Here is a 17,416-nt window from a genome sequence, read left to right on the forward strand (position 1 = left end):
AATGAGCAATAGGATAGCGTTTTTACCTACAAGAGACTTAATCGCATTTCCAGGAGCAGTTCGTCCATTATATGTGGGAAGAGAAAAAAGTCTAAAAACAATAAAAAAATTAATTAAAAAGGGTGAAACTAAATTATTATTGGTTTCCCAAAAAAAGATGGAACAAGAAAATCCCTCTTTTCCAGAAGACGTATATCAAGTGGGTGTTATAGCTAATATATTACAAGAAATTACAATGCCAAACGAAACTGTTAAATTATTAATAGAGGTTGAAAAAAAAGTCATTGTTGAAAATATAAAGGATGAAGATGGTGATGTAACTGCTGAATATACAGTAGTTGAACCAGATACTAATTATGATAAAGAGACAATGGCCTTGTATAGGAAAATTGTTTCTAAATTTGAAGACTATATAGATATAGAAAGAAATTTATCAAAGGAAGTTTTAATAAGCTTAGAAGGAAGTACTAATGTTGAAGCTAATTTTGACTTAATTTGTAATAATTTAAAAATAGAAAATAAAAAGAAACAATTACTTTTGGAAAAATTTAATGCAAAAGAAAGAGGTTTTTACTTATTAGAAATTTTATTAAATGAAATGGAAATGTTAAGAATTGAAACTAATGTGGAAGAAAAAGTAAGAAAAAAAATAGATGCAGCTCAAAAAGCATATTATATAAAAGAAAAAATAAATGCCCTTAAGGATGAACTTGGAGGGGAAGAAGAAATTAGTCAAGAGGATGACGAAATTTTAAAAAGGCTTGAAAAAGCTAAACTCCCTGTAGAAGTAAGAAAAAAAATAGAAGCAGAATTAAAAAAAGTTTCTAAAATGCCATCTTTTTCTGCAGAAGCTTCAGTTTCTAGAAATTATATAGATGTTCTTCTTGATTTACCTTGGGGAAAATCAACAAAGGATCATTTGGATATAGTGAAGGCTAACAGAATATTAGAAAGAGATCATTATGGATTGAAAGAAGTTAAAAATAAAGTACTAGACTATTTAGCTGTAAAAAAACTTAATCCAAAAATGAAGGGAACAATACTTTGCTTAGTTGGCCCTCCAGGGGTTGGAAAAACATCAATTGCAAAGTCAGTGGCAGATGCAATGGGTAGAAAATTTGTAAGAGTATCCCTAGGTGGAGTAAGAGATGAAGCTGAAATAAGAGGACATAGAAGAACTTACATAGGTTCTATGCCTGGAAGAATAATGAAGGCTATGAAAATAGCAGGAACTAAAAATCCATTAATATTATTAGATGAACTTGATAAAATGGCAAGTGATTTTAAAGGAGATCCAGCTTCAGCAATGCTTGAAGTTTTAGACCCAGAGCAAAACATTCATTTTGAAGATCATTATGTGGATTATCCATTTGATTTATCAGATGTCTTTTTCCTTGGAACAGCAAATGATTTAAGAAACATACCAAGACCATTAATAGATAGAATGGAGATAGTTTCAATTTCTTCATACACTGAATTTGAAAAATTAAATATAGCTAAAAAATATATAGTAAAGAAACTTCAAAAAGAAAATGGTTTGGAAAAGATAAAAATTAATATTTCAGATAAAGTTATATTAAAAATAATAAATGAATATACAAGGGAAGCAGGAGTTAGAAATTTAAAAAGAGAAATTAATAACTTATTTAGAAAATTAGCTAGAAAAGTTATTAATGAAAAAGTAGATAAAATAAGTGTTACAGTTACAAATTTAGAAAAATATTTAGGAAAACCTAAGTTTAGGTTAGAAAAATTAAAGGAAAAACAAAGCAAAGTTGGTATTGTCAATGGACTTGCTTGGACATCAGTTGGTGGAGTAACTCTAGAAGTTCAAGGGGTATTAATTCCTGGAAAAGGAAATATAACATTAACAGGTACACTTGGAGATGTAATGAAAGAATCTGCACAAGTTGCATTTACTTATGTTAAATCTAATTTTGAAAAATATAATATAAAATCTGAAGATTTTTTACAAAAGAAAAATATTCATCTTCATTTTCCAGAAGGTGCAACTCCAAAAGATGGTCCTTCTGCAGGGATTACAATAGTAACAGCTATTTTGTCTGTTCTTACAGGTAGAAAAATAAGACAAGATGTTGCAATGACAGGGGAAGTAACAATAACAGGAGAAGTTCTTGCTATTGGTGGAGTTAAAGAAAAAGTTATAGGGGCTCATAGAGCTGGAATAAGAGAAGTTATTCTTCCTGACGATAATAGAGTTGATGTGGATGAAATACCTCAAGAAGTTTTGAAAGAAATGAAAATTAATTTCGCTAAAACTTATGACGATGTGGAAAAAATTGTTTTTGAAAACAATTAATAAAGAAAAAGTTAGGAGATATTATGCAAATAAAACAGGCAGATTTTGTAAAATCAGCAGTTTATGATAAGGATTATCCAGAAGAATTAGGGGGAATAGAATTTGCCTTTGTTGGGAGATCCAATGTTGGAAAATCATCTTTAATAAATAGTATAACAGGAAGAAAAAAATTAGCAAGAACAAGTAAAACTCCAGGTAGAACACAACTTATTAATTATTTTATAATGAATAATGAATTTTACTTTGTTGATTTACCAGGGTATGGTTTTGCAAAAGTACCTAAAGCGGTTAAAGCTGAATGGGGAACAACTATGGAAAGATATTTATCTAGTCCTAGGAAAAAATTAGTATTTGTTCTTTTGGATATTAGAAGAGTTCCAAGTGGAGAAGATTTGGAAATGTTAAATTGGCTAGAGCATTTTGAAACACCATTTAAAATTATTTTCACAAAAATGGATAAGGTTTCAAATAATGTTAAAAGCAAATGTTTAAAAGCTATTAAAACTAAATTAGAATTTGATCATGATGATGTATTTTTTCATTCTTCACTAAAAAATACAGGAAAACAAGAAATATTAGATTATGTTGGAAAAGTAGTTGACAAATATAGAGTAGAAAACAATTAAAATTTGGAGGTAGGAGTAATGAAAGAATTAGAAAAGGTATATTCTCCTAAAGAAATAGAAAAAAAGTGGTATAAAATTTGGGAGGATTCTAAATATTTTGCAGCAACTATGGATGAAAAAAAGAATAATTATTCTATAATGATTCCACCACCAAATGTAACAGGAATACTACATATGGGGCATATTTTAAATAATAGTATTCAAGATACATTAATAAGATTTAAGAGAATGTCAGAATACAATACTTTGTGGATGCCTGGAATGGACCATGCTGGAATAGCTACACAAAATAAAGTTGAAAGAAAACTAGCAGATGAAGGATTGACAAAGGAAGATTTAGGAAGAGAAAAATTTATAGAAGAAACATGGAAATGGAAAGAAAAACATGGTGGGATAATAACTTCTCAACTTAGAAAAATAGGAGCTTCTCTTGATTGGGATAGGGAAAGATTCACTATGGACGAAGGACTTTCAGAATCTGTAAAGGATATATTTATCAAACTATACAATGATGGTTTAATTTATCAAGGTGAATATATGGTAAATTGGTGCCCAAGATGTGGAACTGCAATTGCAGATGATGAAGTGGAATTTGAAGATATAGATGGTGGATTTTGGTATGTTAATTATTCAGTTAAAGGAACAGATGAAAAATTAACAATAGCAACTACAAGACCTGAAACAATGTTAGGGGATGTGGCTATAGCAGTTCACCCAGATGACGAGAGATATAAGCATTTAGTTGGTAAAAAAGCAATACTTCCATTAGTTGGTAGAGAAATAGAAATAGTTGCAGATTCATATGTAGATATGGAATTTGGAACAGGAGCCTTGAAAATAACTCCAGCTCATGATCCCAATGACTTTGCAATTGGAGAAAAATTTAATCTTCCAATTATCAATGTATTTACAAAGGATGCTAAAATAGCTGAAGGATATAAGTATTCTGGAATGGATAGATTTGAAGCTAGAGATAAAATAGTTGAAGATTTAAAAGCAGAGGGATATTTAGTAAAATTTGAAGCTAGATCTCATAATGTAGGTACATGTTATAGATGTAAAACTGTAATAGAACCTAGAGTATCTAAACAATGGTTTGTAAAAATGAAACCTCTTGCAGAAAAGGCATTGGAAGTAGTTAGAAATGGCGAAGTAAAAATAATGCCAAAAAGATGGGAAAAGGTATATTATAACTGGCTTGATAATATAAGAGATTGGTGCATTTCAAGACAAATTTGGTGGGGACATAGAATACCTGCTTGGTATGGACCAGATAAAAAAATGTTTGTTGCTCATGACGAAGCAGAAGCCTATGCACAAGCTAAAGAATTTTATGGTAAGGATGTGAAATTAGAACAAGAAACAGATGTTTTAGATACTTGGTTCTCATCAGCACTTTGGCCATTTTCAACTTTAGGTTGGCCAAATAAAACAAAAGAATTGGAATTATTCTATCCAACTTCTACCCTAGTAACAGGAGCAGATATTTTATTCTTCTGGGTAGCTAGAATGATAATGTTTGGAGAGTATACTCAAGGGGAAATTCCATTTCATAATGTATATCTTCACGGAATAGTAAGGGATGATTTAGGTAGAAAAATGTCAAAATCATTAGGAAATTCTCCTAATCCACTTGATTTAATAGATAAGTATGGAGCAGATGCAATTAGATTTACAATGCTATATAATACATCTCAAGGTCAAGATGTTCATTTCTCTGAAAAATTAATAGAAATGGGAAGAAATTTTTCCAACAAAATTTGGAATGTTTCAAGATTTGTTATAATGAATTTAGAAGGTTTTGATGTAACTAAAGTTAAAGCAGAAGAATTGAAATATGAGCTTGTGGATGAATGGATATTCTCAAGATTAAATGCAACAGCTAAAGAAGTTGCAGACAAATTAGATAAGTTCCAATTGGATGAAGCTGCAAAATCTGTTTATGAATTTTTAAGAGGAGATTTTTGTGATTGGTACGTTGAATTAGCAAAAATTAGATTGTATAATTCAGATGATAAGGATCAAAAAATTACAGCTCAATATGTTTTATGGTCTATTTTAGAAGCAGGAATGAGATTATTACATCCATTCATGCCATTTATAACAGAGGAAATTTGGCAAAAAATAAAAACTAACGGAGAAACAATAATGTTAGAAAAATATCCAGTTTGTGATGATTCTCAAGTAAATAAAGATGTGGAAAAATCTTTTGCCTATATTCAAGGAATAGTATCATCTCTTAGAAATATTAGAGCAGAAGCTTCAATATCTCCAGCTAAATTAGCAAAAGTTGTTATTAAAACATCTGATGATAATGAACTTAAAACAATAGAAGATAATTATATGTTTATAACAAAATTATGTAATTTAGAAGAACTTAATTATGGAAAAGAGATAGAAAAACCAGCACAAAGTGGATTTAGAGTAAATATGAATTCAGAGGTTTATATGATTCTTACAGGTCTTTTAGATGTTGAAAGTGAAATCAAGAAATTAGAATCTCATTTGTCAAAAGTAGAAAAAGAATTAGAAAAGATAAATAAGAAATTATCCAATGAAAAATTCTTAGCAAAAGCTCCAGAAAATATTTTAGAAAGAGATAGAAGAATTCAAAGGGAATATCAAGATAAATTTAATAAACTTTCTGAAAATATAAAAGAATTAAGAAATAATTAATAGACTCAATTAAGAAAAACAAATATATTTAATCCTTCAGTTTTTAGCTGAAGGATTTTTTATTAATTGTATAAAAAAGGTGCTAATATTAAAAAATACTAGCACCTAATATTATATAATCTAATGAAAGTTGTATTAATTATTTTTTTTACTAGAGAAGAATAAACTAACTACAAAAACAATTACACATGGAACTAGCCATGAGAAACCATTTTTTGCAAGAGGAATATATTCAATCATTTTAGAAAGACTAGATATATGGAAAGTACTTCCTAAAACCTCTAAAGTAGCAATAATTAAAGCTGTATAAGATACTGATTTAAAAACAGTTTTATTTTCAATTCCAAACATATTTAATAAAATCAAAACAATAGTTATTGGATAAAGAATTATCAAAACAGGAATTGATAATTTTATAATGAAATCCACTCCTCCAATTGCCATTAAAGCTGAAAAAATACAAGTGAAAATAGCAATTCCTTTATAAGAAAATGGAGTGATTCTTTCAAACCAATCACTTACAAGGGCAACAAGTCCAACTGAAGTAGTAAGACAAGCCACAGACACACAAACACCAAAGGCTAATTTACCAATGGATCCTAGAGTAATTTCAGCTATATAAAGCGCAGAACTTGTAGTAGCAGCACCACTTTCAACTCCACTAACTCTAGAACCAAGATACATTAAAGATAAGTAAATAAGTCCAAGGCCTAAAGCAGCAATAATAGCAGCACCACTTAAATAAGATCTTTGCTCATGTGGATCTTTAATTCCTTTTCCCTCTAACCCTTTAACAATAACAACCCCAAATATAACAGAAGCAAGAGCATCCATAGTTTGATATCCTTGAACGAATCCATATGAAAATACTTTCTCTGCTTTTGAAACAATAGGAGTTCCAATGTCTGTAGTTAAGCCAATAATAGTAACTGCAGCTAAAATAATTAAAATTATAGGAGTAAGAAATTTTCCAATAATATCTGTAATTTTAGATTCTTTTAAAACAAGAGCAAGAGTAATACCAAAGAAGGCAACTGATGTTATAATTGAAATCATAAAATGATTGGCATTTGGTAACATTGGCAAAACTCCCATTTCAATTGTAGTAGATCCTGTTCTAGGAATTGCAAATAACGGACCAATTACTAAAATAAGAATAGAATAATACAGAGTATTAAACTTAGGAGAAATAATTTTAGCAAAATTTTCAACCTCTCCAACTTTAGTAAATGCAAGAACCCCTAAAAGTGGAAGTCCAACTCCAGTAAGTAAAAAACCAAATCCAGCTAAAAGCCAGTTGGATCCCATATTTACACCAACAGAAGGCGGAAATATAAGGTTTCCAGCTCCAAAAAACATTGCAAATAGTGCAAAACCAAGCACTAAAATCTCTTTTTTCTTATTCATACACACACATCCCCCTTTAAACCTTAACAATAAAAAACAACCTAATCATAAGCAATTAGGTTGATGATAACTTAAATATATATTTTTAAAACTAAATTATATTTACGCAAAATTGCAATGATAATTTAATTTATATAAAAATTTATGTTTTAAGAAACCTAATATACTCTTATTCATACTAAAAAATCTGTTACGTATGACTAGTATTAGTAGCACTAATATAGTTATTAGTATCAGTAAAATATTTATTATGAATATTTTAAGTGTATTATTAAACATAAATATTTCTCCTTTGAAAAATTATAATAATATAATTTTATCAGATATTGGGTTTTATGTCAATAAATAAATCATAAAGTTAGTGATTAAGAAAATAAAATCTTTAATTAAAATTAAAATATATTAATCTTTTGAAACCAATATATATAGCTAATATTTTTTAATAAATAAAATTTATATTAAAAAAAAAGTTGACATAAATTAAAATTTTAGTTAGAATAATTGTCATAAGTGAAAAATATGCTATAAAATTAGAATATATATACCAAAAAAACAAACAATTTGTAAAAAAAAGTTAAACAGTTGTTTTAAATAAAATTTAATATAAAACAGGGGGATTATGATGACGGAAAAAAAAGAAAAAAGGGGAGAATGGAGTTCAACCTTAGGATTTATTTTAGCAGCAGCAGGATCAGCTGTAGGATTGGGGAATTTATGGAAATTTCCATATTTAGCTGGTAAAAATGGTGGAGGAGCTTACTTATTTGTATATTTAATTTTTGTTGGACTTATTGGGTTCACAATGATATTAGCTGAGATGGCAATAGGTAGAAATGGACATTCAGATGCTTTAGGTGCATTTAGAAAAGTTAGTGAAAATTGGAAATACTTAGGATTATTACAAATTTTTATTAGTTTTCTAATTTTATCTTATTACAGTGTTATTGGTGGATGGGTTTTGAAATATGTTTTTTCATTCTTAAGTGGTGGAATATCAGGGGATAAAGCAACATATTTTACTAATTATATTAGTAGTACAAATGGCCCAATAATATTTCATTTATTCTTTATGATAGCTACAGCAGCAATAGTTTTCAAAGGAGTTTCAAGTGGAATTGAAAAGGCAAGTAAATTTATGATGCCAGCATTATTTGGATTATTAATTTTAATTTGTATACGTTCAGTGACTTTACCAGGTGCAGGTGCAGGAATCAAATTTTTCTTAAAACCAGATTTTTCTAAACTTAATGGTTCAGTTGTATTAGATGCACTAAGTCAAGTTTTCTATTCATTAAGTTTAGCAATGGGTATCACAGTAACATATGGTAGTTACTTAAGAAAAGAAGAAAATTTATTAGGTAATGCAATAAAAGTACCAATTTTAGATACAATAGTAGCTGTGTTAGCAGGTTTTGCAATTTTACCAGCAGTATTTGCTCTAGGATTTAAACCAGGTGCAGGACCAGGATTAATGTTTATTACATTACCAGCAGTATTTGAACAAATGGCTTTTGGAAAATTGTTTGGATTGATGTTCTTTGTGTTGGTTTTATTTGCAGCATTAACATCTTCAATTTCTCTTTTAGAAGTTAGTACTTCTTTACTTGTGGATCAATTTAAAATAAAAAGACAAAAAGCAGTTATAATTTTAACAGCAGCATTATTTTTATTAGGTGTTCCTTCTTCTTTATCAATGGGAGTTTGGTCAGATTTAAGAATATTTTTCGGAATGAATTTCTTTGATTTCTTATGTTACTTAACTGATAATGTTTTCCTACCAATTAGTGGACTTTTAACTTGTATATTCATAGGTTATGTTTGGAAAAAAGAAGACCTTTACAAACAAATTACAAATGATGGAACTATTAAATTTAAAATGTTTAAAGTTTGGTTTGGAATGTTAAAATATGTAGCTCCTGTAATTTTAGTAGTAATATTACTAAAATCATTGGGAATTATAAATGTTTAAAAGGATATTAAAAAACTTCTAAAAAAAGAGGCGAGTACTTATTAATAAGTACTCACCTCTTTTTATTTTATTATCTGTCTTCTGGGAAGAATTTGTTTAATGTAACTCCAACTAGAGCTGCTATTGCAAGACCAGATAAAGAAACAGTTCTCCAAATTGTGATATTATTTATTCCAATACCAAGCACAAGAATAAGAGAAGCTATAATCAAATTTCTAGATATGGAAAAATCCACTTTGTATTCAATAAGAGTTCTCATTCCAACAGAAGCAATCATTCCAAATAGAATAACAGATATACCACCCATAACAGGAGTAGGTATAGTTTGTAAAATAACACCAAATTTCCCAATAAATGAAAGGACAATTGCATAGCAAGCTGCGATTCTTAAAATAGCAGGGTCATAAACTTTAGTTACTGCTAAAACACCAGTATTTTCACCATAAGTTGTATTTGCAGGACCTCCTAATAATCCAGCTACCACAGTAGCCATTCCATCTCCAAGTAAAGTTCTTGAAATACCAGGATTAGCAAAGAAATCTTTTCCAACAACTGCTCCATTAGTAGTAATATCTCCAATGTGTTCAATAAATACAACAAAGGCAATAGGTGCAATTGCAAGTACACTAGTTAGACTAAATTTAGGTACAGTGGTAAGGGAAGTCCAAGCTTCTGGAGAAAATCCAATCCAACTAGCCTCTCTTATTGGAGTAAAGTCAACCATTCCAAGTGCCATGGCAACTAGATATCCAATAACTACAGATAGAAGGATAGGTACTAACTTAAAGAAAGATTTTCCTAATAAAGATACAAGTACCATACAAATAACAACAGTTCCAGATACAATTAAACTTCTAGTATCAAATATTCCATTGGAATATCCTGCCATTGAAAGAGCAGTGGGACTAAGTCTCAATCCTATAACAACGATAGTTGGTCCAACAACTATTGGTGGGAAGAAAGATTTTACTTTTTCTACACCAAAAATTCTAACAAGTTGGCTAACTAAAACATAGACAAGACCTGCAGCGATAACTCCACCTTTAACTTCAGCTATACCATTTTCCCTTAAAACAAGAGAGATAGCTCCGATAAATGCAAAAGAAGATCCTAAAAATACAGGGACGATTTTCTTAGTACATGCATGAAAGATTAAAGTTCCAAGACCTGCTGATAAAAGAGCAACTGAAGGATTTAATCCAGTAAGGAAAGGTACAAGTACAGTAGCTCCAAACATAGCTAAGATGTGCTGAAGCCCCAGGACTAGTTTTCCTTTAGTGTTAATTTCATTCATTCATTAACCTCCATTAATATATTAAATTTATGTAATAACTTTAAAATAAATAAGATCACTTATTTTTGGACAAAAAAAATTTGAGAGTTTTCACAAATTTTCTTAAATTTTTACGTATTTTTACTATTCTATCACATTAGAAAATAGAAAGTCAAATAGTTTTATTATAAATTTTCAATAATCCCAATAAGCTTTCCAATTGAAAAAGTGATATGAGCTGTTGACTCAGTAATAACATTGCTATTACAAATAGAATCTCCCCTATATAATAAAAAATTATTTAAAGGATATTTAAAACCCCTTAGGGTTAAATTATGGACAGCATCAGTCATAGGAATAAAGGAAACAGTTTTATTGATTTCATTTATAATATGAAAATCTGAAGTAACTCTAAAGATTTTTTCTGTGTCACTTAAAAAAACAATGTTGTTGTATTTAAATAATAAATTTAAATTAGTTAAAAAATGATCAGTTCTTCCTCCTAGTCCACCTAGGATAATAATTTCATCATAATTTCTCCTTGAGATATCTGAAATTAATAACTCACCATCAGTTAGATCTTTTTCAGAATTAAATTTATTAATAATACAATTTAAACTTCTAGCTTTATCAATTAAATTTTTATCACAGGAATCTAGATCTCCCCAGATTTCCAGTGGTTTTAAATTTAATTCCAATGCAAATTTAACCCCTCCATCTGCACAAAAAATGTTTTCCTCATTTTTCAAGATTTCTTTATAGAAATTTTTAGTAGTATCCATACTACCATTTAAGAAAATAAATGCTTTGTTTTTCATAAAAATCCTTTCATCATTAATTCTAATCATCGTCTAAATCAGTACTCACCTCTATAAAAATAGGGAGATGATCAGAAATATATTTTCTACAATATTCATAGTTACCATTTGTATAGTCAATGGTACCACTTATATTATTATACTCCTTTGTATATTTTTTTGAAACAAAAATATTATCATATTGATTGGCTAATTTTTTTGTTCCAATAGTTGTCTTTAAATTAGGGGAAATACAATTTATTACACTGTCTTCATGGGAAAGCAAAGATTTAAATCCTTCATTTCTAACAGATAAATTAAAATCTCCACCAATTAATATATCATTTTCTTTTTTATCTAAATCTTGGAAATATTCATATACTTTAGGTAAAGCTTCAGCTTCAGCAACTCTAAAGCTTTTACGTTTCCCATATATAGAATGTAATAAAATAAAAGTAAAATCAAAGTTATTTATTTTAAAATCTGCCCCGTAAGGCTCCCTAATAAAATCGTTATTTTTATCTTTGAAATAACCTCTAGATTTTATAAATTTAACTCTATTAATTTTATATACGTAAGCATAATATTCCTTATACTTCCTAGTCCCCACAGGATAAGAAGCTATATGATAATCCCACTTTTCTTTTGAAATTTTGTTCATATTATCTACTAATTTTTCAACTCCATTTTTATTTGAAACTTCAATTAAACCAATTATATCAAACTCAGAAACTATGCTAGCTAATTCAGTATAATTTTTTTGATTTTGTCCTAGTCTTAAAACATTAAATGAAGATATATAGGCAGTATTATCCTTTGTAGAGTAGGGATTATCATTAGAAAATGAAATAAAATATATTGAAATAAAAATAGTTAAAAATATTGATTTCATAAATTACCTCGATTATTAGTCAAAATAAAAGGCAGAAATATTCTGCCCTTTAGAGTTTATAAATAGTTTTCTGGAAACATAATTTTTTCCACACCTTCAATAATAATATGAAGGATCATCATATGAATTTCTTGGATTCTATCTGAAGTCTCTCCAGGAATAATAAATTCATAATCACAAATTCCCTTTAATTGTCCTCCATCTTTTCCAAGAAGGGCAACAGTTTTCATTCCTATTTCCTTAGCTGTCTTTATAGCTTTAATAACATTGTCTGAATTTCCACTAGTGGAAATTCCAATTAACATATCATTTTCTTTTCCAAAGGCTTCAATACCTTTAGAAAAAATAGAATTAAATCCATAATCATTTCCAACACAAGTTATATGAGAAGAATCAGATATGGAAATAGCAGGAAGTGCTCTTCTTTCGTTTCTAAATCTACCTGTAAATTCCTCTGCAAAATGCATTGCGTCACAGTTACTTCCACCATTTCCGCAAATCATAACTTTATTTCCACAAGTGAAAATTTTAGCCAACTCAATGGCAATTTTTTCTGTTGTTTTATTATTTTCTTCTTCTTTTATAAAGTTAATAAGTAGTTCTAATTCATCTTTATATGATTTTATTAAATTCATAATTTGTCCTTTCTATTATTTAGCCGTTAATTTTATAATGTGACATAAAATTTAAAAACTTAATTATTGGAGTAAGATTAGCCTTATCCTTAGTTATAACTAATTGATATCCATCTTTAATTTCTTCTAATTCTTCTACTATTTTAAAAGTTCCATTTAAAATTTCTTTAGAAACTGAATAATAAGGTAAAATAACATTTGCAATATCTTTTTTTACCATACCTTTAATTACTTCTAAACTTCCTAAAACTGAAATTTTATTTTCAAATATAAAATTATATTTATCTTCTAAGTAATTAATAGCTTTGGTGTTGTTAGGAACATTAGTTCTAGTAATAAGAGGATATTCAGAGATATTTTCAATTGAAATGTCTTTGTTTGAAGTTATCAAAACATATGGAACTTTTTCAACAGTAATAACATCTAGGTTAGGGTCAATAATATGCTCTTCATCAACTAAAGCTATATCTATTTCTCCTTCTTTTAATTCTTTTAAAAGAATAACTTTATCTGATATTTTAATTTCATATTCAATTTCATTGTGAGAATGACCAAATTCTTCCATTAATCTAGGTAAAAGTGGATCTCCGATTATAGAAGTAGAACCAATTATGATTTTAGCTTTACCTAATTTAATAATTCTATTGATTTCTTTTTCTGTTCTTTGAACTTTGTTGAAAATATCTTCAGCCATTTTATACAGAGCTTCTCCAGTATAGGTAAGTCTTATTTTTTTAGAACTTCTATCAAACAATTTAGTATTTAAAATTTCTTCAAATTTCTTTACTTGAATAGAAACAGCTGACTGATTAATAAATAATCTATTTGCTGCTTTAGTGAAACTTTTTTCTTTAGCTACTTCGTAAAAAATTTTTAAATAATGTAAATCCATAAATTCCTCCTTAATCAAGAGCGTATACTCTAAGATCTAAATATATTCTATCATATAAAGTATATATTTCATATATAAAATCAAAAATATTTAAAAAAAGAAAATTAATTTGTTATAATCTGAATATAAAGAAAAATTAATACAAAGGAGATTAATATGGATAAAGTTATTAATAGAGAAATGATAGATGAAAAGTATAAATGGAAACTAGAGGATATCTATGAAAATTGGGATAAATGGGATAAAGATATTGGTAAATTAAAGGAAGATATAAAGGGTATTTCTAAGTTTCAAGATAAAATCAAAGAAGATAAAGAAAGCTTTGTTTCTTTAATAAATTTACAAGAAAAAATAGAAAGAAGATTGGAAAAATTATATATCTATGCTTTTATGTGGAAAGATTTAAATTCTGTTGATCAATTTGTTTCTAAAAAATTACAAGATATTGAATATATCTACTCAGAATATGGTGTTGTTTCCTCTTGGGTAACTCCTAAAATTCTTGAGATACCAGAGGATACAATGGATAAATGGATAGAAAGCAATGAAAAATTGCAAGAAAATAAATTTGGATTAAAGGAAATATACAGGCTTAAAACTCATGTTTTAGATATGGAAAAGGAAAAATTATTATCTTATTTTGGACAATACATGGGAGCAACAAATTCAATATATAATGAACTTTCAATATCAGATATAAAATGGAACAAAATAAAATTATCCTCTGGGGAAGAGGTTGAAGTTACAAATGGAATGTATTCTAAAATTTTAGGGGAAAGTAGAAATGTGGAAGATAGAAGAAATGCTTTTGAGGCTTTATATAAAGCCTATGAAATCAATAAAAATACATATGCTTCAATATATAAAAGTCAGTTACAAAGAGATGTGGCTTTTATAAAAGCTAAAAACTATAAAACAACTTTAGATCAAGCTTTGGAACCTGATAATATTCCTGTGAAAGTTTATGAAAATTTAATAGAATCTGCTAGAGAAAATTCGGAACCATTAAAAAAATATATAAGTCTAAGAAAAAAATACTTAAAATTAGACAAATATCATTACTATGATAATCAAATAAAAATAGTAGATTATAAAAGAGAATTTTCTTATGATGAAGCTAAAGATATTGTATTAAATTCAGTAAAACCTTTAGGAGATAAATATTTTGAAAATTTAAAAAAAGCTATAGGTGATGGATGGCTTGATGTTTTTGAAACACCTAATAAAAGAAGCGGTGCTTATTCTATAAATATTTACGATGTTCATCCTTATATGCTTTTAAATTATAATGGTACCATGGATTCTGTTTTTACTTTAGCCCATGAATTAGGACATACTCTTCACAGTATGTATTCAACAAAAAATCAGCCTTATGCCACTAATGATTATACTATTTTTGTTGCAGAAGTAGCCTCAACTTTTAATGAAAAATTACTTTTAAAATATATGCTAGAAAATACAGAGGACAAAAAAGAGAGAATAGCATTAATAGAAGAAGCTATTGGAAACATTATGGGAACTTATTATTTACAAGCTTTATTTGCCAATTATGAATATGAAGCTTACAAAATTGTTGAAAAGGGAGAAAGTATAACCACTGATATTTTAGATAATTTAATGGAAAAATTATTTAAAGATTATTTTGGTGATGAACTTGTAATGGATGATTTACAAAAAATTATTTGGGCAAGAATTCCACATTTTTTCAATTCTCCATACTATGTTTATCAATATGCCACAAGTTTCTCAGCTTCATCAAAATTATTTGAACTAGTAACAGATGAGAAATATAGTAATGAAGAAAGAACTATAGCTTGTGAAAAATATTTAAAACTATTAAGTTCAGGTGGAAATAATTATCCTGTTGAACAACTAAAACTTGCAGGAGTAAATTTAGAGGAAAAAGATAATTTTGCAGCAGTAAGCAAAGAAATGGAAAAATTAATTAAATTATTAGAAAAAGAAATTTAAGGTTGACGAATAAAAAAGAATATGATAAAGTTGTTTTTATCAAATATCAGTAATAACTGAATAAAATTCCATTTTAGATACTAGACGCAGGACGGGAAACCTGGTTCGCCTTTTAAGGCCGTAGAGTATCTTTTTTATTTAAAATTATAAAATTTAAATTTAAAAATGGAGGAATTATGGAACAAACAGTTACAAACTTAAAAGAATTGGTAAGAGCAGGAAGAGGAATAATACCTGCAGATTTGGTCATTTCCAAAGGGACATTAGTAAATGTAATGTCAAATGAAATATATCCTGCAGATGTTGCAATTTATAAGGATACTATAGTTGCAATAGGAAATGTAGATGATTATATTGGAGATGCAACTGAAATTTTAGATGCTTCTGGGAAATATATAACACCAGGGCTTATTGATGGACATATTCACAGTGAGTGTAGTAAATTAAGTATTACTAGTTATGCTAAAGCAGTAGTTCCTTGTGGGACAACAAGCATGATATCTGGCTTAGATGAATATATTTCAGTTTCAGGTTTAGAGGGATTAAAAGAAATCTTTGAAGAAATTAAACTAAGCCCTTTAAAAGTATTTTGGGGAGCTCCTCATCAAACTCCTTATACTATTCCACAATCTACTATTTCTTTTAATTTTACTAAGGAAGTTCATGAAAATGTTCAAAAATGGCCTGAATGTTTTGGAGTTTGGGAAACAGTTAGAGAGTTTATTCAAGAGGAAGACGAAAATACTTTAGGAGCAATAGCTGAGGCATCTAAAAATAGATTACCAGTTTTTGGTTGTGCACCAATGGCTAGGGGAAAAGAATTAAATGGCTATTTATGTAGTGGTGTACGTTTGGATCATGAAAGTTATACCCATGAAGAAGTTGTTGAAAAAATGAGAAATGGAATGCATATGTTAATTAGAGAATCATCTGTAACTCATTTCTTAGAAGAAAATATGAGAGCAGTTACAGAGGTTAATCCATATTTTGCAAGGCGTGTAAGTTTTTGTACTGACGATGTTACAGCTACAGATGTTTTAGAAAAAGGACATTTAGACAATGTTGTTAGATTAGCTATAAAACAAGGTATAGAACCTATCACAGCAATACAAATGGCAACTATAAATAGTGCAGAGGCTTATAGAATAGATCATTTAATTGGATCAGTTTCTCCTGGAAGAATAGCAGATATTCTTTTAGTTGATAATTTAGAAGAATTTAAAGTGAACACTGTAATTACAAATGGGAAAATAGTTGCTAAAAATAAAAAACTTACATATGAGTTAAAAGCTCCAAAAAGAAGTGAATTATTAACAAGTAAATTAAAATGTGATAAGGTTTTACCATCAGATTTTCAATATAAAGTTGAACAAGAAAATGGAAAAGTAAAGGTGCTTTCTATGAATGTTATAGGTCCATTTGTTAGAAAAAGAAGAGATGCTATATTGGAAGTTGAAAATCATATTGTAAAACCAGATATTGAAAATGATGTTTTAATGGTTTCGGTTTTAGAAAGATTTGGGAAAAATGGAAATAAATCTTTAGCTTTTTGTTCAGGATGGAAGTTAAAAAGAGGAGCAATGGCTTCTTCAGCAGCACCAGATGATAATAATATTGTTGTACTTGGAGCAAGTGCTTCTGATATGGCAGTTGCAGTAAATTATTTAATTGAAAATGGTGGAGGACAAGTGGTTGTTTGTGATGGAAAAATTATAGAATTTTTACCATTACCAGTTGGAGGAATATGCAGCGATGCAGAACCAGAAGAAATAGCAAGAATAGAAAAATTATTATCTAAAGGAGCAAATGAGTTAGGTTGTGATTTACCAGAGCCTCTAATGTATATGTTTTTCTTACCTATAACAGCTATTCCAGACTATGCTATAACAGATGTTGGACCAGTTGACTGTATAGAGCTTAAAATATTTAATCCAATTTTAGAAACAAATATAAAATAA

General features: G+C 28.4%; 12 protein-coding genes. 6 read left to right on the plus strand and 6 right to left on the minus strand.

Translation table 11 applies throughout. From position 1 onward, the window contains the following. The first annotated feature begins 1 nt into the window (after position 1). From lon to GIL12_RS01075, 3 genes are read left to right on the plus strand one after another with little or no spacing between them, the layout of a single operon-like run. Positions 2 to 2,320 (plus strand): endopeptidase La, encoded by a 2,319-nt coding sequence (gene lon / locus GIL12_RS01065; RefSeq protein ID WP_163468246.1) that lies wholly within the window; start codon positions 2 to 4, stop codon positions 2,318 to 2,320. Positions 2,321 to 2,343: 23 nt separating this feature from the next. Next, positions 2,344 to 2,946: a ribosome biogenesis GTP-binding protein YihA/YsxC gene (yihA, locus tag GIL12_RS01070; RefSeq protein WP_163468248.1), complete on the plus strand. Its 603-nt coding sequence runs from the start codon at positions 2,344 to 2,346 to the stop codon at positions 2,944 to 2,946. Positions 2,947 to 2,964: 18 nt separating this feature from the next. After that, positions 2,965 to 5,622 (plus strand): valine--tRNA ligase, encoded by a 2,658-nt coding sequence (locus tag GIL12_RS01075; protein ID WP_163468250.1) that lies wholly within the window; start codon positions 2,965 to 2,967, stop codon positions 5,620 to 5,622. A 135-nt stretch (positions 5,623 to 5,757) separates the two neighbouring features. Here GIL12_RS01075 and brnQ read toward each other — a convergent pair whose 3' ends face one another. Next, a complete protein-coding gene (brnQ, locus tag GIL12_RS01080; protein WP_163468252.1) occupies positions 5,758 to 7,029 on the minus strand; it encodes a branched-chain amino acid transport system II carrier protein in 1,272 nt (423 codons plus the stop codon). 619 nt (positions 7,030 to 7,648) lie between these two features. Between brnQ and GIL12_RS01085 the strand changes: the two genes are divergently transcribed. Next, positions 7,649 to 8,998: a sodium-dependent transporter gene (locus tag GIL12_RS01085; RefSeq protein ID WP_203522461.1), complete on the plus strand. Its 1,350-nt coding sequence runs from the start codon at positions 7,649 to 7,651 to the stop codon at positions 8,996 to 8,998. 70 nt (positions 8,999 to 9,068) lie between these two features. Here the strand turns inward: GIL12_RS01085 and GIL12_RS01090 are convergent, their stop codons facing one another. From GIL12_RS01090 to GIL12_RS01110, 5 genes are all read right to left on the minus strand, one after another. Beyond that, entirely contained in the window at positions 9,069 to 10,292 is a 1,224-nt protein-coding gene (locus tag GIL12_RS01090) for a uracil-xanthine permease family protein (protein WP_163468254.1), read from the minus strand. Between the two features lie 164 nt (positions 10,293 to 10,456). After that, positions 10,457 to 11,089, minus strand: a complete 633-nt coding sequence (locus GIL12_RS01095; protein ID WP_163468257.1) for a thiamine diphosphokinase — start codon at positions 11,087 to 11,089, stop codon at positions 10,457 to 10,459. A gap of 22 nt (positions 11,090 to 11,111) precedes the next feature. After that, the gene (locus GIL12_RS01100; protein WP_163468259.1) at positions 11,112 to 11,960 is read right to left on the minus strand and encodes an endonuclease/exonuclease/phosphatase family protein; all 849 of its coding nucleotides are present in this window, start codon (positions 11,958 to 11,960) and stop codon (positions 11,112 to 11,114) included. Between the two features lie 56 nt (positions 11,961 to 12,016). Continuing rightward, complete coding sequence (gmhA, locus tag GIL12_RS01105) at positions 12,017 to 12,595, minus strand: D-sedoheptulose 7-phosphate isomerase (RefSeq protein ID WP_163468261.1); 579 nt, start codon at positions 12,593 to 12,595, stop codon at positions 12,017 to 12,019. 19 nt (positions 12,596 to 12,614) lie between these two features. Then, complete coding sequence (locus tag GIL12_RS01110) at positions 12,615 to 13,487, minus strand: LysR family transcriptional regulator (RefSeq protein ID WP_163468263.1); 873 nt, start codon at positions 13,485 to 13,487, stop codon at positions 12,615 to 12,617. Positions 13,488 to 13,643: 156 nt separating this feature from the next. On the opposite strand from GIL12_RS01110, the gene pepF reads away from it, so the two are divergent. Together pepF and GIL12_RS01120 are read left to right on the plus strand one after the other, a co-directional pair. Then, entirely contained in the window at positions 13,644 to 15,458 is a 1,815-nt protein-coding gene (pepF, locus tag GIL12_RS01115; protein WP_163468265.1) for an oligoendopeptidase F, read from the plus strand. Positions 15,459 to 15,634: 176 nt separating this feature from the next. Beyond that, entirely contained in the window at positions 15,635 to 17,416 is a 1,782-nt protein-coding gene (locus GIL12_RS01120) for an adenine deaminase (RefSeq protein WP_163468267.1), read from the plus strand.

It is taken from the genome of Fusobacterium sp. IOR10 (assembly GCF_010367435.1).
GTDB lineage: Bacteria > Fusobacteriota > Fusobacteriia > Fusobacteriales > Fusobacteriaceae > Fusobacterium_B.

What these genes read in the sequence shown, in the direction of transcription:
- lon (WP_163468246.1), top strand. Translation starts at nt 2, where the DNA reads ATGAGCAATAGGATAGCGTTTTTACCTACAAGAGACTTAATCGCATTT.
- yihA (WP_163468248.1), top strand. Translation starts at nt 2,344, where the DNA reads ATGCAAATAAAACAGGCAGATTTTGTAAAATCAGCAGTTTATGATAAG.
- GIL12_RS01075 (WP_163468250.1), top strand. Translation starts at nt 2,965, where the DNA reads ATGAAAGAATTAGAAAAGGTATATTCTCCTAAAGAAATAGAAAAAAAG.
- brnQ (WP_163468252.1), bottom strand. Translation starts at nt 7,029, where the DNA reads ATGAATAAGAAAAAAGAGATTTTAGTGCTTGGTTTTGCACTATTTGCA.
- GIL12_RS01085 (WP_203522461.1), top strand. Translation starts at nt 7,649, where the DNA reads ATGATGACGGAAAAAAAAGAAAAAAGGGGAGAATGGAGTTCAACCTTA.
- GIL12_RS01090 (WP_163468254.1), bottom strand. Translation starts at nt 10,292, where the DNA reads ATGAATGAAATTAACACTAAAGGAAAACTAGTCCTGGGGCTTCAGCAC.
- GIL12_RS01095 (WP_163468257.1), bottom strand. Translation starts at nt 11,089, where the DNA reads ATGAAAAACAAAGCATTTATTTTCTTAAATGGTAGTATGGATACTACT.
- GIL12_RS01100 (WP_163468259.1), bottom strand. Translation starts at nt 11,960, where the DNA reads ATGAAATCAATATTTTTAACTATTTTTATTTCAATATATTTTATTTCA.
- gmhA (WP_163468261.1), bottom strand. Translation starts at nt 12,595, where the DNA reads ATGAATTTAATAAAATCATATAAAGATGAATTAGAACTACTTATTAAC.
- GIL12_RS01110 (WP_163468263.1), bottom strand. Translation starts at nt 13,487, where the DNA reads ATGGATTTACATTATTTAAAAATTTTTTACGAAGTAGCTAAAGAAAAA.
- pepF (WP_163468265.1), top strand. Translation starts at nt 13,644, where the DNA reads ATGGATAAAGTTATTAATAGAGAAATGATAGATGAAAAGTATAAATGG.
- GIL12_RS01120 (WP_163468267.1), top strand. Translation starts at nt 15,635, where the DNA reads ATGGAACAAACAGTTACAAACTTAAAAGAATTGGTAAGAGCAGGAAGA.